Genomic DNA, 22595 nt, shown 5'->3' on the forward strand with positions numbered 1-22595 from the left:
TTTAATAATATTTATATTTATGAGCATTTAATAAATAATGTTTCATTAGGTTCTATATAGTATATAAATATATCATATAACAAACATTATTTTTATATAGTAAACAATTAAAACTTAAACAATTTTTTATCAAATAAAATTGAGTAACATTTTTAAATGTTGTTACAAATAAAATTATTTACTAAATACATCTTTATGTAAATAAATATTAATTTTTAATATAATTATATTTATAAATATTATAGTTTGTTTGTCAGAATTTTTTTTAGTAACACATGTAATAATACAATATATTAAATAATAATTATTTATTTTTTAAAAAAATTATATTGTAACTTTAGGCTTAACTAATATTATGTTAAAAAATCATCCGTTATTATTACAATTAAAAAAGAAGTTTCAAAATAAAATTGTTACAGTTAAAAAGATTGTAAAAAAAAATATACAAAAATTTAATTTTTTTAATATTGAGAAAAATAAAAAATGCCAAGTTTCTTCTACAAGTATAGAAAACCTTTTATCTGAAGGTAATAATATAACTTCAATTAATATTAAATCAAATAAAAAAGTTATAATGCCTTTAAAATTAGTGAAAACATCTTTAAAAGAGTTTGTAGGTCGCATACAAAAAAAAAATAAAAAAATATTTATTATTCCGGAATATTTTTTTTTAAAAGAATCAATTATATGTGAATGTACTAACGATTTAAAAAATAAAATACAATCAAACGATTGGGTATTAGCTAAATTATTACGATATAAATTTAAAAAAAATAAATTTTTCGTAGCATATATTATCAAAATAATAGCTTCAAAAAAAAATCCATTGGCTAGATGGTTAATAACATTAGCTAAATATAATTTAGATGATAGTGCTCCAAAAGTCAAAAATTATAATTTTATAGTAGATTCTAAATATAATAGATTAGATTTAACTAAATTAGATTTTATTACAATAGATAATGCTTTTACTAAAGATATAGATGATGCTGTGTATATCACAAAAAATTTTAAAAATGAATTTGTGTTAACAATAGCAATTGCTGATCCAACATCGTATATACCTTATCAAAGTGAATTAGACACAATTGCTAAAAATAGAGGTTTTACTAATTATTTACCAGGTTTTAATGTTCCTATGTTACCTAAAGAATTATCGGAAAATTTGTGTTCTTTAAAGCCTGGAATGTGTAGACCAGCATTAGTATGCATGGTGAACATTTCAAATCAAGGTAATATTATAGAAGATAGTATACAATTTAATTTAGCATGGATAAAATCTAAAGAAAAATTAATATACGAAAATGTTTCAAATTGGTTAGAAAATATTGGTACTTGGAAACCTCAAAGTAATGTTATAGCTAATCAAATTTTTTTATTACAATCTTTATATAAAGTTAGGCGTCAATGGAGAAAAAAACATACATTAATATATAAAGAAAAGTTAGAATATAAATTTAATTTTAGTAAAAATGGAGAGGTAATAAAAATAACAGGTGTACATAGACGGATAGCTCATCGTATTATAGAAGAATCTATGATTATTGCTAATATGTGCGCGGCTGGTATACTAACTAAAAAAATAGGATTTGGTATATACAATGTGCATATCGGATATGATATATTAAATGCTGCACAAATTATTTGTATACTAAAAAGATATAATATTTTGGTAAATATAAAAGATATTTGTAATTTAACATCAGTAATTAAGTTAAATAAAAAATTAAATATTTTAAATAATAATTATTTAAATAATCGTATTCGAAAATTTCAAGCTTATAGTGAATTTAGTATAACTCCAAAACCTCATTTTGGTTTGGGTGTAAAATATTATGCCACGTGGACATCTCCTATAAGAAAATATGGAGATATGATTAATCACAGATTATTAAAATCTATTATTACAAATACCTCTCATTTGTCACTTAAACGTGATGTTGTTATTAAAATAAGTAACTGTAAACGTAAAAATCGTATGGCTGAACGAGACATTTCAGATTGGTTATATATTTCTTATTTTAAAAAAAATGTTAATATAAATGATATCTTTAAAGGAGAAATAATTGATATATTTAAGGCAGGAATGCGAATTTGTTTAATAAATAATGGAGCTAATGCTTTTGTTCCATTTTATTTATTAAATTTTATTTGTTCAAAATTAGTTTATCATAAAAATGATGGAATAATATATGAACATAACAAACCATTATACCGAGTGTCAGATATCATAAAGGTATCTATAATAGATGTCAAAGAACATGAAAAAAAAATTATAGCTTGTCCATTTTTTTAAATAAATATTCATTAATTAAAAAAATTTTAACAAACTGTTTCAGTTTTTATTAAATACAAATTAAAATATATAGTATAATTATATACTAAGTAGCATTTTTTTTAAAAAAAATTAATGTATTATTTATTTATTTTTTATATTTATAAATTATTTAATGACAAATTATATAATAGCATAATATCAATTTATAAAAAATTATAAATTTTATTTTTTATAATAAAAAATATTTGTAAATATTAATAAACATTAATGAATGTTAATAAATTTTTTATAATTATTTTTATATAAGGGGAAAATCATGAATTTTTTAACAATAATGTTTTTGACATATATGAAATTTTTTGTTAGTTTATTTATTTTAGTAAATCCAATTGGAATGATCCCTATATTTACTAGTATAACGAATCATCAATCAACACATCAAAGAAATAAAACTAATTTAATTGCTAATTTTACAGTTTTTATTATTTTATCTATAGCATTATTGTTAGGGAACCAAATTTTAAATTTTTTTGGAATTTCAATTAGTGCCTTTAGGATTGCTGGAGGTATACTAATAATTAGTATTGCTATGTCTATGATTAATGGAAATTTAATAAGTAAAATAAAAAAAAGAGATAATAATTCTAGTAGTATTCATATGAATTCTGAAAATGTAGGTATTATTCCTCTTGCAATGCCTTTAATAGCTGGTCCTGGAGCTATTAGCTCTATTATTATGTGGAGTTCTCAATATTCTAGTTTTTTTAATTTAATAATCGGAAGTATTGTAATTGCTTTTTTTTCTTTATTTTGTTGGTTATTATTTAGAGTATCTCCTTTAATAGTGGCTTTTTTAGGAAAAACTGGAATTAATATTATAACAAGAATTATGGGGTTATTATTAATGGCATTAGGAGTAGAATTTATAGTTTCTGGAATTAAATTTATATTTTTTTAATATTATGTGATTGTATTATATTTAATTTATATCGATGTATATTTAATTTTTTTTTAAAAGTATCGTATAAAATATAATCATTAATAAGTTTACTTTCAAAGGTTAAAAAATATTTTGGAAAAGCATATAATTAAAATTAAAAATTTAGGTTTAAAAAGGTGGGATGAAATATCTTTAAATATGTATAAATTTACTTGTTCTAGAAATGAAAATACATTAGATGAAATTTGGTTTGTAGAACATTATCCTGTTTATACTATAGGACAAAGTACGTTTATACAAAAAAAAATGCGTACTTTTAAAAATATACCCTTATTTTATAGTCATAGAGGAGGTAAGATTACTTACCATGGACCTGGACAGCAATTAATGTATTTATTAATAGATTTAAACAGATTAAATATTAATGTTAAAAATTTATTAAATATTATAGAAAATGTTTTAATATGCACTTTAAAAATGTTTAATATACAAGGAGTTTCTAAAAAAAATATGCCTGGAATATATATTCACAATAAAAAAATATGTTCTATAGGGTTACGCATTAAAAATGGATGCTCTTTACATGGTATAGCATTAAACGTAAATATGAATATGTATCCTTTTAGTTTAATCAATCCGTGTGGTTTTAAAAATATTCAAATGACTCAAATAAAAAATTTTCAATTAAATGTTTCTTTGATTTCGGTAAGGAATATGTTAATAAAATATTTTTTAAAATATTTAAACATATATATATCGCAAAAAAATTATACTTGATAATACATTAATAATATCATAAAATTATTTACTCTTTTATTTTTTATAAAAAAAATAAAAGAAATTGAAATATTTGTTATAAAAAAATTAATTTTTTTTATTAGACAAATATTTAGTATTATTTATAATTAATTTTTAATAATTACTGATATTAATGGATTTTTTATACTAATATGAACAACATACTACAAATTCCTTTGAATCAATTACAATTATTACAACAAGAAAAAGATTTGAAAAAACCTAGTTGGATTAAAATTAAATTACCAAAAGATATGCGTCGAGTAAATAATATAAAAAAAATATTACGGGAAAATAAACTTAATTCTGTGTGTGAAGAAGCTTTATGTCCTAATTTAACAGAATGTTTTAATAAAGGAACAGTTACTTTTATGATTTTAGGTACAGTTTGTACTAGAAAATGTTCATTTTGCGCTGTATTTAATGGTCGACCTAATATTCCTGATGTACTTGAACCTAAAAAGTTAGCTAAAGTTATTTCAGATATAAATATTAATTTTGTAGTTATTACTTCAGTTAATAGAGATGATTTGAAAGATGGAGGTTCTAAACATTTTTTAAAATGTATTCAAGCTATTAGAAGTAATAAAAATGTAAAAATAGAGATATTAGTACCTGATTTTAGAAATTGTGTAGATATAGCATTAAACAATCTTACTATTTCTCCTCCAGATATTTTTAATCATAATTTAGAAAATGTACCAAGATTGTATAAAAAAATAAGACCAGGTGCTAATTATTATCAATCTTTAAAATTATTAGAGCGTTTTCGAATGATTAATCCAAACGTACCAACGAAGTCAGGATTAATGTTAGGATTAGGAGAAACTGATGAAGAGATAATTCAAGTAATGAAAGATCTTAGATTACATGGGGTAACGATGTTAACTTTAGGTCAATATTTACAACCTAGTATTGCTCATACATCAATAAAAAGATATATAACTCCTAAAGAATTTAAAGATATTCAGAACGAAGCTAAATCTTTAGGATTTGTTAATGTTTTTTCTGGTCCTTTAGTACGCTCTTCATATCATGCAGATATACAATTTTTAAGAAAAAAAGGTTAATATTTATACATTTTTAAGATAATAATTATTTTTTATTTTTTATATTTTTTAAAAAAAAATTTTATTTGAACATCTATATAAAAGTCAAAATAATTGATAAAAAATATTTTTTAATATATATGTGTATATAAAAATATAGTTGTTATTTATTTAATTTTAAAATTGACAATACGTTTAATAAATTTAAATATATAAAAAATATTTTCATATCATAAGGAACGACTTGTTATTAAATATTAAATAAACTTAAAGATAATTAATGTTAATTGTTAGTAATATTGTTACTAAAGGTAATAAAGTTTATTTTAATAAAATTTATTTTTTTAAAAATGATAGAACTGTAAAAACAAAATTTTATAATTACACATTTAAAAAAAATATTTTTGTTATTTAACAATCAACAATATTTGTTAATTTCAATAAATAAATTAAATGAAATAAATAAACTATTGTATTTGTGAGTAATTATTACTCATTATAAATGATAATTAATAAAATTATTTTTTTTAGTTATTTCAATTAACGTTAATTATAAATAATGTACATTTACATATTATATAAATTATTATAATTATTTTTTTTAAAACATGTACTTAAATATAGATATTAAATGTTAAATTATTTTTTAGTGTATAGATGTATTACTATGTTAATTAATTTAAATTTGTTTTTTTAATTTTATTTAAATATGATTTTAATAATTCAATTTTATTGTTAGACATTTTTAATTGTTTTTTAATTTTGTGAAATGATAAGTATAGTTTTAAATAAATTACAAAAAAAATTGTGCATCCAAGTAAAAAACTAAAAAAGAATAGAAACTCTATTAAATTTGATAATGAACATTCTAATTTTCTAAAAATACAATTTAGTATTATTGTTTGATTATTATATTTGCTAAATATATCAAATGTAATGAAAAGTGATAAAGATAAAAATAATGTTAATATATATTTCATTTTAAAATTGTCTATTAGTAAAAATTAGTTAGAATTATGTTTTTATGTTTAATAAACATAAAAACGTTTAAATATGTTTGTATATGTATAATTTCAATATTAAATAAATTTTTGTATAAAAAAGAATTTTGTATTTTTTATTTATGTTAAATGTTTTCAAATTTATTTAACATATAATAAAAATTATATTATAATATATATTATAATAAAATTTTTTTATATTTAATATTTATTAATATCATATAAGTACGTTAATATTTAGTGTAAAAATAAATTATTTTAGATAATTAATTTAACTTATTTATTCTATTAAAAAATTTAAATTAAAGCTATAAGGTTAAATTAAAACAACTAATATAAGAGAATTTATGGAATTAAAAAAAACAAAAAACGCTATATTACCAACTCCATGGGGTGATTTTAAATTAATAGGATTCGAAGAAAAAGATAAAAATAAAAATCATATAGCTTTAGTATATGGAAATATTGATGTTAATATTCCTATATTGTCTAGAATTCATTCTGAATGTGTGACTGGAGATGCTTTATTTAGTTTAAGATGTGATTGCGGTTTTCAATTAAAAAAAGCTTTAACCATGATAGCAAATGAAGGTAGTGGGATACTAATTTATCATAGACAAGAAGGTCGAAATATTGGATTATTAAACAAAATTCAAGCATATTCTTTACAAGATAAAGGTTTAGATACTGTTGAAGCTAATCATAAATTAGGATTTTCTGCTGATGAAAGAGATTTTACATCTTGTATTAAAATATTTAATATGTTACGTATAAAAAGTATAAAATTATTAACTAATAATCCTTTTAAAATTAAATTATTAAAGAAAAATGGTATTGATGTTGTACAGAGAATATCGTTAATAGTTGGTAAAAATTCTAAAAATATTCGCTATTTAAATACTAAAGAAAAAAAAATGGGACATTTATTATCAGTAAAAAAATAAAAAATATTTATTGATTTTTTTAAAAAAAAATAATTGTATATTTAAGATGTGTAATGTTTTTTATACAAAAATACACAATTTTTTTTAATATTTTTTGAATAATAATGAAGTTATAATTTTTTATGTATTACTAACATAATTATTAAAATTATAATAATTTATAAAAAAATCGTTTTTTACTTTTTATAAATATGTTTTAAAATATGTATTTTTTTAAAAATCTTAATTAAGAATAATTATTTAAATTGTATTTATTTTTTAGATAATTTTTTTTAAAAAAATGATTTTTTTATAATATAAAACAGTACATATTATATTTCAATATATTAAAATAGTTTTGTAACATATTTAATTTCAATGAACAAAAATATTTCATATAATAAATTAAGTTATATATCTTTTTATTTTTTTATAACAATATTCATCATAATTTATATTTTATTTATTGTAATAACAATATTATTGTCTATATAATATATATTATATATAATATATTTTAATATGATATGCATAAAATAAAAAATAATATTAGTATATATTAATAATATCTTTATTTTTTGTGATTAAAATATATATTTATATATAGACAAATTTTTTAATATATATTAAGTATATATTTACTTTTAATTAAAAATGTTATTAATAAATAAATTGTATTAATAAAATTTTTTTATTTATATAATGTTTAAGTATTTTAATATAATAAAAATTATATTTAAGATTGCAGTAATTTTTTTATGAAATTAACGTTAATGTATAAAATATATAATACGCATATATTTTATACAGTTTTTTTTTAAAAAAATTATTTTATTTTATTTTTAATATTAATTAGTTAGTAACAAATGTTATTTTTTATTTAATAAGTTAAATTTTTAAAATTTTAACCTTAAAATAGTATAATAATGTTATGTATAACAATTCAGTAAAGTATTTGTATATTTAATAGACAGTTGAGTATTTTATAAAAATTTTATTATTTTAAATAAATAATATATTTTATTTTTTAATATTTATATTCTTTTAAAAGTTATTCTTTATTTACATATAAAGAAAAAATTAAAAAAAATTGTAACTATTACATAAGATTAAAAAAATTTATATTTAATTAGTAAATTAAAAACAAATAATTTTTTTTAAATGTCTATTTATGACTTATTTAATACTTTAATTGATAATAATTTGAATTATTTATTATATTTAGTTATTAATATATAATTATATTATGTATAAATATAATAAAGATGACAAATTTAATTTTTTTATTATAAAAGCGGGCTTAAAAGATAAAAAAATTTTTCTATTATATATCTCCAGTAGGATCTATTAGACCAATCATTTTCATTTAATAAAATTGAATTATTTATGTATTGAGTATGTATTAATAATAAATTTTTTGCAAATATTTTATCATCAATAGCTAAAGTAATTTCAAAATTTAACCAAAAGCTACGCATATCTAAGTTAAATGTTCCTATTAAGCTTAATTGTCCATCTATTAAAATAGTTTTGCTATGTAATAAACCTTTTTTAAATTGATAAATTTTTACTCCAGCTATTAATAATTCACTAAAAAATGCGCGACTAGCCCATTGTACAAATATAGAATTGTTCTTATTTGGAATAATAATGGTTACTTGTACTCCTCTTTGAGCAGCAGTACAAATTGCATTTACTAATTCATCGCTAGGAATAAAATAAGGAGTAGTAAATGTTATTTTTTTTTTTGCAGAATATATTGATGTTAATAAGACTTGATGAATTAAACTTATTTTTAAATCAGGTCCAGAAGGAATAACTTGAATTGCAGAATAGTTTTTATTTAGTTGGTTAGTATATTTTTTTTTTTATTTAATAATTCAGAAAAAATTTCATTTTTTGTTTCTATTTCCCAATCACAAGCGTATATTATACTTATAATATATGTTATTGGGCCTTTTGTTCTAATCATTAAATCTACCCATTCTTGAGATTGAGTAGTTGAATGTGACAAAAATGGGTCTACTAGATTCATACTTCCAGTATACGAAATATAGTTATCAATTAATATTATTTTTCTATGTTGTCTTAAATCCATTCGTCTAAAAAATATTTTAAATAGATTTAATTTTAATGCTTCTACTATTTGAATACCTGAAGTTTTCATAATATTAAACCAAGGACTTCTAAAAAACTCTGTGCTTCCTACTGAATCGAGTATTAATCTACATCTGATGCCTCTTTTTGCAGATTTTATAAGTGCTGATGCCACTTCATCAGCTAAACCTCCAGGTTTCCAAATATAAAAAACCATTTCAATATTTTTTTTTGCTAAATGTATATCTCGAATTAATAATTTTACTGTTTCTATTGTGTTGTTTAATAATTTTAATTTATTTCCTTGAACAGCTTCAATACCTTGTCTATTTTTGCATAATTGAAACAATGAATTAGTTAAAATGCTAGTTTTTTTTATAAACATATAATTGCATTTTTTTAAATGATTGATCCAATTAGTGATTTTTTTTTGTGTAATATTATGAATAACAGAACGTCTTTGTCCTAAATATGATGTTCCAAAAAAAAACCAAATAAATACGCCTAATAAAGGTAATAAATAAATTATTAATAACCAAGCAATTTCTGAAGATACTGGTTTTCGTATTACCAATATCTGAATAGTAGTATTAATAATTAATAACCAATAACTAAATATTATTAACCACTTTACTAAAAAAAATGATGTTGTCATTTAATAAAATCCTGTATTTATTTTAAATATAAGCTAAATTTTTATAATTCCTGGAATATAAAATATATTCAATATATACATGTGTAATACATATGTATTTATATATTTAATAAATTTAGGAAAAAATAACATTTTATTAAATATTATTACTTATAATATAAATGTTAAATGTTTGTTTAATATGTTTAATATATGTACTATTTTAATCATTTAAAACGATTAAATTTTTTTGTACATATATTTGAAACAATAGTTTATGAATTATATTTCATAGTAAATATACTTATTAAGAATTTAAAAATTTCTATAACTATTTATTTAACAAGTATATTTTCTAGGTTTTCCAAGGCTATTTATAGCTACGAAAATAAATGTTGATTTTGTAGTACAATATTTTATACCTATAGGTTTTGAAGTGATTTTTTTAATCCACATTTCAACATTAATAGTTATAGAACTATTACCTGTATTAACTAGTTGAGCATAACAACTTACTAAATCTCCTACATTTATAGGTTTTATAAAAATCATTTGATTTATTTTGAGGGTTACTACTTGTCCTTTAGATATTTCTTTTGCTAAAATAGCACCCCCTATGTCCATTTGAGACATTATCCATCCACCACAAATATTACCATTAACATTAGTGCAAGCAGGTGTAGCTAATGTTCTTAAAACTATTTTTCCTCTGGGTTTTTGGTATGTTAGTTGTAACATTGATGTTCACTTATAATATATTTAATATAGTAAAAATTTACAATTATTTTAACATATATATTATATATAGAAAATTTCCTAAAGAGAATATTACAGTTATAATAGTTAATACAAATACTTTAAAAAAAATCCAAGTATTTTCTGATAAGTAGTAAGCAATATAAAAATTAATTAAACCGCACATCATAAAAAAAACAGACCATATTAAATTTAATTGATACCACAAATGTATAGGTAAATTAATATGTTTTTGAAATAAATATTTTATTAAAGGTGTATGGGCACAGAATTGACTTAATAACAATATTAATGACAAAGTACAATATAGTATGGTTATTTTTAATTTTATGAATAAAGTATTATGAAATAACACAGTGGATGTGCCAAATATACAAATAAGAATAAAACTAATTAAATTTAATATACTACATTCCCTGTAAACAATATAATTTATTATTAATGTCATAGCTGATGTAAAAATTAATACTTCTGAGGCTATAAAAATGTCATATATTTTATAAAAAATAAAGAAGGATAACATTGGAACAAAATTAAGAAATTCTTTCATAATATTAGTCTTAATAGTTTTTAAATAATTTTAAAAGTAGGTAGTAACATATAGAATCTACATAAATATATAATTAATATGCTAGTAATTAAATTTATAATAACATTTAGTGTTAACATTAGTATATTTTCTGGAATAAAGGTAAAAATTGAATGTATTATAAGCAATATAAACTTGAAAAACAACCAAATAATAATAGGAGATATTAGCATTTTAATAGCATTGGTAGTAATAATAATACTATTTTGTAAAGATTGTAGTATGTTCTTTTTTTCTGTTATTAAAATTATTGGAGATAAAGCACATAAAATACAAAATAAAATACCAGGAATTATTAATAACATAAAACCTAATTGAATTATACAAGTAATTAATAAAATCAATAAAAATAGATTAGGAAATATAGATATACAATCTTGAGCTAGCAAAAAATAGTCAAAGGATTTATTAGTGCAAATAATATGTACAAATGTAATAGTACTATATGCTAATAAAGCATTGCCTATTAAGGAAGAAACACTGCGTATTATAGAATATTTAAATAAAATTTTTTGTTGTTGTTGATTCATTTCTTTTATTAAACCAACAAAAGAATGTGAATGTAAATATTTATTTGTGCATATATGATATATATTACTTATATCTGGTATGATTAAATAATCTATATAAGAAGTGATACAAGCTGTGCACAATGATATTAAAAAGATAAATTTCAATTTTTTATAAAAAAAATGAAAAGTATCATGGTACAATGAATTTCCTACAATAGACATATAATTTCCTTCAATAAAAAAAATTAAGCAATTATGATATTTTTCTATATGTTATATTTTTTTGTGGAATTTTTTAGTATTTTAATAAGTTCATTTATTTTTTTTATCATTAGTAAATTCTTATTATAAAATTGTTCAATTTTACGTATAATAACTGAACCACATATTACTCCAGACATTCCAGATAAAATTACATTTTTTACTTGCATAGGTGTATGAATTCCAAACCCTTGTATTAATGGAACAGATGCAAGTTGATGGAATTTGTGTACAAAATGTTTAAGATTTGATTGTATGATATGTTTATAACCAGTTACTCCAGCACAAGATAATATATATATATAGCTATTTGAGTAAGATGAAATTTTTTTTATTAAATCTATATTAGCATTTGGAGGGCAAATAAAAACGGATGATATTTTTTGATGACACGCTTTATTTTTAAATGCAGAATATTCTTCTATAGGAACATCGGCAATTAAAACAGAATCTACACCAGATTGAGCACATCTATAGTAGAATTGCTCTATACCATAATTAAAAATTATATTAGCATATACTAACAATCCTATAGGTAACATAGGATGTTTTAATCTAATATAATTTAACATTTTAAAACATTGATTAAGTGTAATTCCAGATTTAAAAGCTCTAATATTAGATTCTTGTATTATAGGTCCATCAGATAACGGGTCTGAAAATGGAATACCTATTTCTATAGCATCCGCTCCTGAAAAAATAACATTATCAATAATTTTTAAAGAAACATTTATTGAGGGATCACCTAAGATTAAAAAAGGTATTAAACAACCTTCTTTTTTTTTTCGTAATAAACGAAATAATTGTTGGTATCGATTCATTTATCACCTTTATTATTGTTTAAATAATTTTGTACGGTAAAAATGTCTTTGTCTCCTCTACCAGACAAATTTACTACTAATATTTGTTTTTTTAAAGGATTTTTACGCATTAATTTTATTGCATAAGCTAATGCATGAGATGATTCTAATGCGGGTATAATACCTTCTTGTTTGCACAAAATTTCGAAAGCATTTATGGCTTCTTTATCAGAGATTGATACATATTTAGCTCTTTTAATATGATTAAGCCAAGCATGTTCAGGACCTACTGAAGGAAAATCTAATCCAGCTGAAATTGACCACGATTTTTTAATTTGACCATCTTTTGTTTGTAAAATAGGAGATTTCATTCCAAAATATATTCCTGTTGCTCCATGTTTTAAAGCTGCTCCATGAAATTTTGTATTTATTCCTTGACCTGCAGGTTCTACTCCTATTAGTAACACTTTATTATTAGTAATAAAATTAGAAAATATACCAATAGCGTTTGATCCTCCTCCAACGCATGCTATTATTGCGTCTGGTAAAGTACCTTCATATTTTATAATCTGTTTTTTTGTTTCTTTACCTATAATACTTTGAAATTCTTTAACTATTGTTGGATAAGGATGAGGTCCAGCTGCTGTTCCTAACATATAATGAGTCGTAATATAATTTTCTGACCAATCTCTTAATGCTTCATTACAAGCATCTTTTAATGTTTTAGAACCACTATTAACCGGTATAACAGTAGCTCCCATTAATTTCATTCTAAGAAGATTTAAAGATTGCCTCTCTATATCTTTTGATCCCATGTAAATTTTACATTTTAAATTTAATCGAGCGCATATAAGTGCAGTAGCAACACCATGTTGTCCTGCCCCAGTTTCTGCAATAATTTCTTTTTTACCCATTTTTTTTGCTAACAATGCTTGTCCTAATACTTGGTTAGTTTTGTGGGCTCCTCCATGTAATAAATCTTCTCTTTTAATATATATTTTAGTATTAGTACCTTTAGTAATATTTTTACATAAAGTTAAAGGAGTTGGTCTTCCTGCATAATTTTTTAATAAATTGGATAATTTTTTTTGAAACGTGATGTCTTGCCTTGAAGATACAAAACATTCTTCTAATTGGTATAACGCTGGCATTAATATTTGTGGAACGTACATTCCACCAAAATGTCCAAAGTAAGGATTTAGTAACGTCATTATTTTTCTCAGTATATTTTATTTGAAATATAATATGTATTATTTTTAGTAATATCTTAATTTTTTAAACACTTCAAATATTTTTACAGCACTTTTAATTCCTGCAGTAATTTCTACTCCGGAATTAAAATCTAATCCAGAAAATCCTAGATAAGATGCTGTAACACAGTTATTTAAGTTTAGTCCGCCAGCTAATAAAACATTGTTAGGAATTTTATTAACTAATAATTTCCAATCAAATGTTTTACCACTTCCTCCTATATTATTATCGTAAATATATTTGTGTACATGATTCATTGCATATAAGCAAATTTTATTTTTAATTCCCACTGACTTCCATATATGTATTGTATTAGGTAATTTTAAAGCTAATTTATTAATATATAATTGGTTTTCAGATCCATGTAATTGTACTGCATATAAATTTAAATTTATAGCATAAAATATGACTAAATTTATTTCTTCATCTTTAAATATTCCAATATATCTTAAATTTTTTTCTTTAATAATTTTTTTTGCTATATCTAAAGAAATATATCTTGGAGATGTTGGTACAAAAATCATACCTCCATAAATAGCTCCAGCATTTGCAGATATTTTACTATCTTCAGGTTTGGTTAAACCGCATATTTTATTTTTTCCTAAAATTATTTTTTTTATAGCTGTATTAAGATCGTTTTGTTTCATTAAATGAGAACCTATCAAAAAGCTGTTTACTAATTTAGTAAATTTTCTTATATATTTATAATTTGAATACCCAGATTCACTGACTATAGTTGTAGTTTTAGGCAATAAAGGTGCCATTAATTTTGTTTTATGCATATCAATAGTGAGATCATTTAGATTCCTATTATTTATTCCTATAATATTGCATTTTAGATTAATAGCTCTTTTTAATTCTTTTTTATTATTAACTTCAGTTAATATATTCATATTCATAGTTTGTGCAACCGAAGCAAGATGTTGATAATCACAGTCATTTAGTACGGATAACATTAATAAGATAGCATCTGCTTGATAATATCTAGCTAAATAAATTTGATAAGGGTCAATGATAAAATCTTTACATAATATTGGTAAATTTGAGTTAGAACGTACTATTGATAAGTAATTAAAATCTCCTTGGAAATATTGAGAATCAGTAAGTACAGATATAGCAGAAGCGTATTTATTGTATACTTTAACAATTTCTATAATATTAAATTTTTTTCTAATAGTCCCTAAGGAAGGTGATGCTTTTTTTATTTCTAAAATGTAAGAAGGACGAACAGCTTGCAGAGCATCAATAAAATTTTTATTTGTTTTAGATATTTTATAATGAAAAGTGTTGAAAGGTTGCGTTTTTTTTCTATTATAAATCCATTCTTTTTTTGATTGTAAAATTTTTTTTAGAACTATATTATTCATAATTAATTCCTACTAGTTAATTTATTAACTAAATTATATGCTTGACCACTTCTAATTATTTTTAATGCATATTTAGTATTTTCTTTTAAATCTTCGTTTCCAAACACTTTCATTAAAATAGCTACATTAACTGCAATTATTTCTTCATGAATGTGAGATCCTTTTCCTTTTAATACATTTATAGAATCTTTTACTTTTGTATGAAAAGAATAATTTAATGTTTCTTTAATTGCATGTGAATATAGACCAAAATCTTTTGGAAATAATTGATAATTATAAATTTTTTTATTTTTTAATTCTGTAACATATGTTTTTGAATGTAATGTAATTTCATCAGTATTTGCACTATGAATTAATATAGCACGTTGATAATGTAATTTTTTTAATATTGTAATCATTGGAATCATTAAAGATTTTTTATATACACCTATGACCGTTAATAAAGGAGAAGAAGGATTTAATAGCGGTCCTATTATATTAAATAATGTTCGTGTATATAATGTTTTTCTGACTTTAGCAGCATGTTTAAAAGAATTATAATATAGAGGTGCTAATAAAAAGCAAATGTTAAATTTTTCTAAATTTTTTTTTGATATTTCAGAAGATACATGTACATTAATACCTAATGTTTCTAAAAAGTTAGAAGACCCAAATTTTCCACTAATAGCATAATTACAATGTTTTACAATTTTATAACCGCAAGTAGCAGCTACAATCGCGCTAATAGTGGAAACGTTGATATTATTTTTATTATCCCCTCCAGTTCCCGTAATATCAGAAAAAAAATAGTTACTTAAATCTGGAAAAAATTTTTTATAACGTATACATGATTTTACTGCTCCTAATATTTCGTCAATAGTTTCTCCATGCATTTTAATTAAAATAAGAATTAATGCTAAATGAACATTATTTACCTTATTAGTATTAATTAAATTAAATAGATTATAAGATTCTATTTCACTTAAAGGTTGCAATTGATATAGTTTATTTAATATTTTTTTCATATATTTCCTATTATAGTGTTTTTATTCAATCATTTAATTTTTTTAGAGTATTAAAATTTTTTAATTGTTGTTGTAAATATTTATTTTATATTAGAAAATTAATTAATAAACGTTGTTTAAAATATGATGCATATTATTATAAAATAATAGTTTTTTAATAATTGTTAGAATAATGAAGATATTTTGTATATTAATAAAGTTACTATTTTAGTAGTTTTTTTAATTATTATTAAAAAAGTTAAAATTATCAACGTACAACTAATATATAATTAATTTTGTATTTTTGAAAAGGGACGTGTTAAATATGCGTATATTAAAATTAATTTTATTGTTCATAATAGTTTCTATTACCTGGGGAACAACTTGGATTGCTATGAAAATAATAGTTGAAACAATACCTCCTTTGTTTGCTACAGGCATGAGATTTTTATTGATTTCTCCTTTGTTATTAATAATATCTTACTTAAATGAGGTACCTCTTTTGTTTCCATTAGGAAAAAAAAAATTACAGATGTTGATAACTATATTTTATTTTTTTATTCCTTTTACTTTAATGTTATATGCTGGTACTTATATTAATTCTATTTTATCATCAATGATGTTTTCTATTATGCCTATAGTAATTTTAATAGCTTCATGGTTCTTTTTAAAAGAAAAAATTTTTTTAATTCAAATATTAGGAATAACATTAGCTATTGTGTCATTAATTACTTTATTAATAATAAAATGTGACTTTAATAATTATTACGAATTAAAGGGTATATTTTCTATTATATTAGCAATATTAAGTCATGCCTTTATTTATATTCAATGTAAAATTAAATGTTGTAATATTTCTGTATTTACTTTTAATACTTTACCATCTTTAGTTTCAGGAATTATACTTTTAATTTTATCTTTAATAATTGAACATCCTTCTTACCAAACATTTTCAATAAAATCTATGTTAGCATTATTTTATTTATCTAATTTTTCCGGACTATTTGGAATATTATCCTTTTTTTATTTACAAAAAAAAGTTAAATCATTTATTTCTTCTATAGTTTTTTTAATTTTTCCATTAATTTCTATTACTTTAGAAAAATATATTTATAAATATAATATTTCTAAGAATGAAATATTAATAATTATTTTTTTAATAATAGGTACATTATTAACATTAGCACCTAAAATTTTTGTATTTAAAAATTTAAAAGTCAAAAAATAAAATTTTAGAATAAATAATTATTATTAATATAAGTTTTAAAAAAAAATTTGTGATTATTTAATCAATATTTAAAATACATAATTGTGTACAAAAATATTTTAACGTCAGTTATTTTTAATGAATAAATTTTTTTAAAAGTAGTTAATAATTATAAATTGCTGTTTGTTTTTTAGTTAATTTAAATAACTAATTATTTTAAATAAATTTGCAGTTATGTTAGAATTAATAATCATATTTTTTAAAAAAATGTTATATGACAGAAAAAGTTCAAAAAATACTTTCTAACATCGGATATGCTTCTCGTCGTAAAATTGAAGAAATGATTGCATTAGGATGGGTTAAAATTAACAATATAAAAATTAACATAGGACAGCGTATTGATACACGTATAATACATACAATTACAATTAAAGAAAAAAATGTTTTTTTTATTAAAAAAAAAATATGTCGTACATTAATTTATAATAAACCATTAGGTGAAATATGCACTAGAAAAGATCCTAAAAATCGTAATACAGTATTTGATAATTTACCTAAAATAAAAAATTGTAGATGGATTAGTGTAGGTAGATTAGATATTAACACTAAAGGTCTTCTATTATTTACAACAAATGGAAATTTTGCTAATAATCTTATGCATCCTAAATTTAACATCTTTAGAGAATATTTGGTTCGCGTTTTTGGAAAAGTAAACATTCATCATATTCAATATTTAAATAATAGAAAAAAACAAATAAATAATTTATATACAAAATTTCAAAATATTATTTTTTACAAAAAAAATAACTCGAACACATGGTTTAGAGTATCTTTAACTGAAGGAAAAAAAAATGAAATTAGAAACTTATTTAAATCATTAAATCTTCAAGTTAATCAATTAATTAGAATTAGGTACGGTAATTTTCATTTACCAAGAAATTTATTGCCGGGACAATTTATTGAGTTAAAATAATTTTTTTATATAAATAAATATTTTTATATTTTAAAATTTTTTAACAGAAATGTTAAATACAATATACAATTATTTTTTAAAAATTTAGTATTTTATTTTTTTGTGTATATTCATTATCACTTTTGATTAAATGTCTTAACTTAGTTAGCATAATAATAGGATCAGCTAATGAATTTCATAATAAATTACTTATTTTTCTTGGCTAAAGTTATTACAATTTCACTTTTTATGTTTTTTGTAATTAGTATTGTTTTATTGTCTCAAATAAAAAAGAAAAAAAATGAGAAAAATATAAAATTTATTATTTTAAATAAGCAGTATAAACAAATTAAAAATCAATTTATTAAAATTAAGAAAAGTTATTGTTTAATAGGTTCTAAAAAAAATAATTATAAACGTAACATTCTAAAAAAAATAATATCTTTTGTATGGACTAAACGAAAAATTCAAAATACTATTAATCCTAATTTATTTGTTTTGCACTTTAAAGGAGATATGCAGGCAACAAATGTTAGTAGTTTAAGTAAAGAAATTACTGCTATTATTTTAATAGCAAAAAAAAATGATCAAGTTTTATTATGTTTAGAAAGTACAGGAGGAATAGTTACTGGATATGGTTTAGCAGCCGCCCAATTACAGCGTTTACGTAAAAGAAATATATATTTAATAGTTTCGGTTGATAAGGTAGCTGCTAGTGGAGGTTATATGATGGCATGTGTTGCTAATTATATTATTGCATCTCCTTTTGCAGTATTAGGGTCTATCGGAGTAGTATCTCAAATTCCAAATTTTAATAAGTTGTTGAAAGAAAAAAATATTGATATTGAACAACATACATCTGGTAAATACAAACGAACCTTAACAATTTTTGGAGAAAATACTAAAGAAGGACGTGAAAAATTTTGTGAAGAATTAAATATTACTCATGAATTATTTAAGAAATTTGTATATGAAATGCGCCCTCAACTAAATATAGAAAAAGTATCTAATGGAGAGCACTGGTTTGGTACTATAGCAATCAATAATAAATTAATTGACGAACTTAATACAAGTGACGAGTTTATCCTTTCTAAAATTGATAGTTTTAATATATTACAAGTAGTATATGTTGTACAACAAAGTTTTTTACAAAATTTTTTTTATAAAATACAAAAAATTGGAAATATTTTATTTTCTAAAATTAAATTTTAATTTAAAACATATTGTCAAATGTTTTTATAAATATATTTGTATAACATCAATAATAAAAAATATTATTTATTTTTTAATAAATAATTATTCAGTAATAAACGTGTGTATTTAATGTGTATTAAATACACAATTTTAATTGTAAATATAAAAAATATATTAGTAAGTATAATTTATATATTTATTATTCTTGTTTAGAGTAATTACAAAAATAAAATATTAATAATTTTATGTGATAAATTTAAGATATTTTTATTATTTAAATATGCGTAAAATTAAAAAATTAAGTGTTTTAAAATTAATTTATTTTTTAATAATTTTTTTGTGTTGAAATAATTAAATATATATTTTTTTAAAATTATTGTTGATTCATATATTATTTATTAAATTATTTTTATAAAAATTGTAATAAACAAAATATTTATGTTTTATAAATATGTTCTAATTAAGACAAATCTTATATTTTTTCAAAAATAAAAAATTTATATTATATACAACAATGTTAAAAAATACATATTATAAGTATTAAATACATTTACAAAAATGTTTATAATACTGATATTATTATTAATAATTAGTTAATATTTAATGTTTTAGACAAATATTTAATTGATTTAGATGAACCTATAAAAGTTATTATATGTTTTTTATTGGTATCGATATTAATTGGAATGTCTAAAATTACGCCTCCAGATTCTTTTACATATAATTCTCCAACTGAAAAACTCATATTTGTTTTTTTATAACCTATGAAACAATTTAACCTATCAATAGCTATATAAGCTAAATCTAATGATAAAGATCCGGTACATCGTACATTAATGTTAGACAAACATATTTTTTGTAAAATATGATTAAACATTATCCAATTTGTCATATTTAAAGCTTTTAAAAAGTTAGTACTAATAATTAAATTATTCACGTCATTAAAATGGACACCACATCTTACTCTATAGCCATTTAAAGTTGATCCTTGTCCTTTAACTGAACTAAATAATTCATTTTTTAAAGGATCATATATTACAGAAATTTCAATGTTGCCTCTATTATATACAGATATTGTTATACAAAAATGAGGAAACAATTTACTATAATTTAAAATACCATCCATAATGTTAATTACCCAACAAATATTTTTTTTGCTGATAGATTTATTACATAATCTTTGATGAATAACAGAATGTTTAGGATAAAATTTATATATAATATTTTCTATTGTTTTTTCTGAGTACTCAATTATTTTATTTATTAGTTTATAATAATGTGTTGTGTTGTGTTGAACAGGTTTATAAGTATCATAATTTTGAATAATAAAATTACCACCTTTTCTAATTGCTTTAATAGCTATATTTAAAATAGGATGCATTGTTAAATTTTCCTTAAATTATTTTATTAGAATTTATGTAACAATTTGTGCGAAATTTTACATACAATTAATTAATATTTGTTATTATTGTAATATAAAAAAAATAATAAGTTTTGTTATTTATTATATGATTTAAGTTATTAAGATAATAGTAATCACTAAAATAACTTAAAACATTTATTATATAATTTTATTGTAAAGAGACGAGAATTATGGATTTTCCAATATATAATATAACAAAAAACAAACAGAAAATTAATTTGTTAGATTTAAACTACAAGCAACTTCGTCAATTTTTTATCTCTATAGGAGAAAAACCATTTTGCGCCGATCAAGTTATGCATTGGATATACAATAATTATTGTGTCACATTTGAAAAAATGACTAATATTAGTCACCAATTAAAAAAAAACTTAACAATATTAGTAAAATATCAATTTTAAATTTTGTAAAACAACAGAAATCTATAGATGGAACGATAAAATGGGGCACTTTAATTAATAAAAAAATTGTAGAAACTGTTTATATTCCTCATAAAAATAGAGCTACTTTATGTATTTCTTCTCAAATAGGATGTTTATTAAAGTGTAATTTTTGTGCTACTGGGAAACAAGGTTTCAGTCGTAATTTAACTGTTTCTGAAATTATTAGTCAAGTATGGCAAGCTTTTAAATTCATTTATGTTAATAAACAAAGTAAATATCCAATTATAAAAAATATAGTAATGATGGGTATGGGTGAACCTTTATTAAACTTTAAAAATGTTGTGAATGCTATAAGTATTTTGTTAAGTAAATTTGCTTTTAATATATCTAAATATCGTATTACTTTGTCTACTTCTGGAATAGTACCTGGAATTAACAAATTAAAAACTGAACTAGATATTAAACTTGCTATTTCTTTACATGCTTCTAATGATAAATTACGTAATAGTATTATGCCTATCAATTATAAATATAATATATCTAATATATTAAAAGCTGCTTTTGATTATTCTAAAAATTCTAAAGCTAACCGTAATGGTATTACTATAGAATATATTATGTTAGAAAAAATTAATGATACTCCTTTACATGCTAAGGAGTTATCTAAAATTTTGTTTAAAATTCCTGTAAAGATTAATTTAATCCCTTGGAATACATTTTTTGGGTCATCTTATGTTTGTAGCAATATGCGTAGAATAATAGTTTTTTGTAAAATATTAATCAAAAAAGGATTTGTGACAACTATTAGAAAACCTAGAGGGCAAGATATTAACGCTGCTTGTGGTCAGTTAACTAGCACAACTTTAAATAATATTTAATTTTGTTCAATAAAATTATTTTAATAGTATTAGAATTAGTTTATTTATAAAATTTATAATTTATATATCTTATATATAACGTATATAAATATTTTATATATATTTTAAAGTAAATAATTAATATTAAAAAAATAGATATATAAAATATAAATTATAAAAAGTAACATGATTAAAAACGTTCGCTATTAACGTTTTTAATCATGTTACATTTATTTTTTATATTAGTTATTAACATTTTTAATATGTAATATATATATTAAATATGTGCGTAAGTACAAATAAATATGTTTAAGATATAAATTTCAATAATAATAAATGT

General features: G+C 20.5%; 16 protein-coding genes and 2 pseudogenes. 9 read left to right on the forward strand and 9 right to left on the reverse strand.

All coding sequences use genetic code 11. The features are described 5' to 3' along the window. Window positions 1–355: 355 nt before the first annotated feature. From BUCNMO_RS01095 to ribA, 5 genes are all read left to right on the forward strand, one after another. Entirely contained in the window at window positions 356–2296 is a 1941-nt protein-coding gene (locus BUCNMO_RS01095; RefSeq protein WP_158344820.1) for an exoribonuclease II, read from the forward strand. A gap of 298 nt (window positions 2297–2594) precedes the next feature. Further along, window positions 2595–3236 (forward strand): YchE family NAAT transporter, encoded by a 642-nt coding sequence (locus BUCNMO_RS01100; protein WP_158344822.1) that lies wholly within the window; start codon window positions 2595–2597, stop codon window positions 3234–3236. 114 nt (window positions 3237–3350) lie between these two features. Further along, window positions 3351–3995, forward strand: a complete 645-nt coding sequence (gene lipB / locus BUCNMO_RS01105; protein ID WP_158344824.1) for a lipoyl(octanoyl) transferase LipB — start codon at window positions 3351–3353, stop codon at window positions 3993–3995. 173 nt (window positions 3996–4168) lie between these two features. Then, window positions 4169–5086 (forward strand): lipoyl synthase, encoded by a 918-nt coding sequence (gene lipA / locus BUCNMO_RS01110; protein WP_158344827.1) that lies wholly within the window; start codon window positions 4169–4171, stop codon window positions 5084–5086. Window positions 5087–6413: 1327 nt separating this feature from the next. Beyond that, window positions 6414–7010, forward strand: a complete 597-nt coding sequence (ribA, locus tag BUCNMO_RS01120; protein ID WP_158344831.1) for a GTP cyclohydrolase II — start codon at window positions 6414–6416, stop codon at window positions 7008–7010. A gap of 1265 nt (window positions 7011–8275) precedes the next feature. Here the strand turns inward: ribA and cls are convergent. From cls to trpD, 8 genes and pseudogenes are all read right to left on the reverse strand, one after another. Next, a pseudogene (gene cls / locus BUCNMO_RS01125) lies at window positions 8276–9741 on the reverse strand (cardiolipin synthase). A 318-nt stretch (window positions 9742–10059) separates the two neighbouring features. Next, a complete protein-coding gene (gene yciA / locus BUCNMO_RS01130; RefSeq protein ID WP_158344833.1) occupies window positions 10060–10458 on the reverse strand; it encodes an acyl-CoA thioester hydrolase YciA in 399 nt (132 codons plus the stop codon). A gap of 43 nt (window positions 10459–10501) precedes the next feature. Then, window positions 10502–11026: an inner membrane-spanning protein YciB gene (locus BUCNMO_RS01135; RefSeq protein WP_158344835.1), complete on the reverse strand. Its 525-nt coding sequence runs from the start codon at window positions 11024–11026 to the stop codon at window positions 10502–10504. A gap of 20 nt (window positions 11027–11046) precedes the next feature. Next, window positions 11047–11799: a YciC family protein gene (locus BUCNMO_RS01140; RefSeq protein WP_158344837.1), complete on the reverse strand. Its 753-nt coding sequence runs from the start codon at window positions 11797–11799 to the stop codon at window positions 11047–11049. Window positions 11800–11843: 44 nt separating this feature from the next. Then, window positions 11844–12659, reverse strand: coding sequence for a tryptophan synthase subunit alpha (gene trpA, locus BUCNMO_RS01145; RefSeq protein ID WP_158344839.1), 816 nt, complete (start codon window positions 12657–12659; stop codon window positions 11844–11846). After that, window positions 12656–13849: a tryptophan synthase subunit beta gene (gene trpB / locus BUCNMO_RS01150; RefSeq protein ID WP_158344841.1), complete on the reverse strand. Its 1194-nt coding sequence runs from the start codon at window positions 13847–13849 to the stop codon at window positions 12656–12658. Before trpB ends, trpA begins: the two co-directional genes overlap by 4 nt. A 45-nt stretch (window positions 13850–13894) precedes the next feature. After that, a complete protein-coding gene (gene trpCF, locus BUCNMO_RS01155) occupies window positions 13895–15256 on the reverse strand; it encodes a bifunctional indole-3-glycerol-phosphate synthase TrpC/phosphoribosylanthranilate isomerase TrpF (protein ID WP_158344843.1) in 1362 nt (453 codons plus the stop codon). Between the two features lie 2 nt (window positions 15257–15258). Then, window positions 15259–16260: an anthranilate phosphoribosyltransferase gene (gene trpD, locus BUCNMO_RS01160; protein WP_158344845.1), complete on the reverse strand. Its 1002-nt coding sequence runs from the start codon at window positions 16258–16260 to the stop codon at window positions 15259–15261. 304 nt (window positions 16261–16564) lie between these two features. Here trpD and BUCNMO_RS01165 point away from each other — a divergent pair, with 304 nt between their 5' ends. The 3 genes from BUCNMO_RS01165 to sohB all read left to right on the forward strand — a co-directional run bounded on the left by BUCNMO_RS01165 (window position 16565) and on the right by sohB (window position 19610). Next, window positions 16565–17467: a DMT family transporter gene (locus BUCNMO_RS01165; protein WP_158344846.1), complete on the forward strand. Its 903-nt coding sequence runs from the start codon at window positions 16565–16567 to the stop codon at window positions 17465–17467. A gap of 253 nt (window positions 17468–17720) precedes the next feature. Continuing rightward, window positions 17721–18419: a pseudouridine synthase gene (locus BUCNMO_RS01170; RefSeq protein WP_158344847.1), complete on the forward strand. Its 699-nt coding sequence runs from the start codon at window positions 17721–17723 to the stop codon at window positions 18417–18419. A gap of 168 nt (window positions 18420–18587) precedes the next feature. Next, window positions 18588–19610: a protease SohB gene (gene sohB, locus BUCNMO_RS01175; RefSeq protein WP_158344849.1), complete on the forward strand. Its 1023-nt coding sequence runs from the start codon at window positions 18588–18590 to the stop codon at window positions 19608–19610. Window positions 19611–20181: 571 nt separating this feature from the next. Here sohB and BUCNMO_RS01180 read toward each other — a convergent pair. Next, the gene (locus BUCNMO_RS01180; RefSeq protein ID WP_158344851.1) at window positions 20182–20973 is read right to left on the reverse strand and encodes an inositol monophosphatase family protein; all 792 of its coding nucleotides are present in this window, start codon (window positions 20971–20973) and stop codon (window positions 20182–20184) included. Window positions 20974–21185: 212 nt separating this feature from the next. Between BUCNMO_RS01180 and rlmN the strand changes: the two are divergent. Further along, a pseudogene (gene rlmN, locus BUCNMO_RS01185) lies at window positions 21186–22276 on the forward strand (23S rRNA (adenine(2503)-C(2))-methyltransferase RlmN). Window positions 22277–22595 lie beyond the last annotated feature (319 nt).

Source organism: Buchnera aphidicola (Nipponaphis monzeni), from assembly GCF_006741185.1.
GTDB lineage: Bacteria > Pseudomonadota > Gammaproteobacteria > Enterobacterales > Enterobacteriaceae > Buchnera_H > Buchnera_H aphidicola_T.

Excerpts from the sequence above, each read along its gene's own strand:
- yciA (WP_158344833.1), bottom strand. The coding sequence starts at position 10,458 with ATGTTACAACTAACATACCAAAAACCCAGAGGAAAAATAGTTTTAAGA.
- BUCNMO_RS01180 (WP_158344851.1), bottom strand. The coding sequence starts at position 20,973 with ATGCATCCTATTTTAAATATAGCTATTAAAGCAATTAGAAAAGGTGGT.
- sohB (WP_158344849.1), top strand. The coding sequence starts at position 18,588 with ATGAATTTCATAATAAATTACTTATTTTTCTTGGCTAAAGTTATTACA.
- BUCNMO_RS01095 (WP_158344820.1), top strand. The coding sequence starts at position 356 with ATGTTAAAAAATCATCCGTTATTATTACAATTAAAAAAGAAGTTTCAA.
- trpCF (WP_158344843.1), bottom strand. The coding sequence starts at position 15,256 with ATGAATAATATAGTTCTAAAAAAAATTTTACAATCAAAAAAAGAATGG.
- BUCNMO_RS01135 (WP_158344835.1), bottom strand. The coding sequence starts at position 11,026 with ATGAAAGAATTTCTTAATTTTGTTCCAATGTTATCCTTCTTTATTTTT.
- trpD (WP_158344845.1), bottom strand. The coding sequence starts at position 16,260 with ATGAAAAAAATATTAAATAAACTATATCAATTGCAACCTTTAAGTGAA.
- ribA (WP_158344831.1), top strand. The coding sequence starts at position 6,414 with ATGGAATTAAAAAAAACAAAAAACGCTATATTACCAACTCCATGGGGT.
- trpB (WP_158344841.1), bottom strand. The coding sequence starts at position 13,849 with ATGACGTTACTAAATCCTTACTTTGGACATTTTGGTGGAATGTACGTT.
- BUCNMO_RS01140 (WP_158344837.1), bottom strand. The coding sequence starts at position 11,799 with ATGTCTATTGTAGGAAATTCATTGTACCATGATACTTTTCATTTTTTT.
- BUCNMO_RS01100 (WP_158344822.1), top strand. The coding sequence starts at position 2,595 with ATGAATTTTTTAACAATAATGTTTTTGACATATATGAAATTTTTTGTT.
- lipA (WP_158344827.1), top strand. The coding sequence starts at position 4,169 with ATGAACAACATACTACAAATTCCTTTGAATCAATTACAATTATTACAA.
- BUCNMO_RS01165 (WP_158344846.1), top strand. The coding sequence starts at position 16,565 with ATGCGTATATTAAAATTAATTTTATTGTTCATAATAGTTTCTATTACC.
- BUCNMO_RS01170 (WP_158344847.1), top strand. The coding sequence starts at position 17,721 with ATGACAGAAAAAGTTCAAAAAATACTTTCTAACATCGGATATGCTTCT.
- trpA (WP_158344839.1), bottom strand. The coding sequence starts at position 12,659 with ATGAATCGATACCAACAATTATTTCGTTTATTACGAAAAAAAAAAGAA.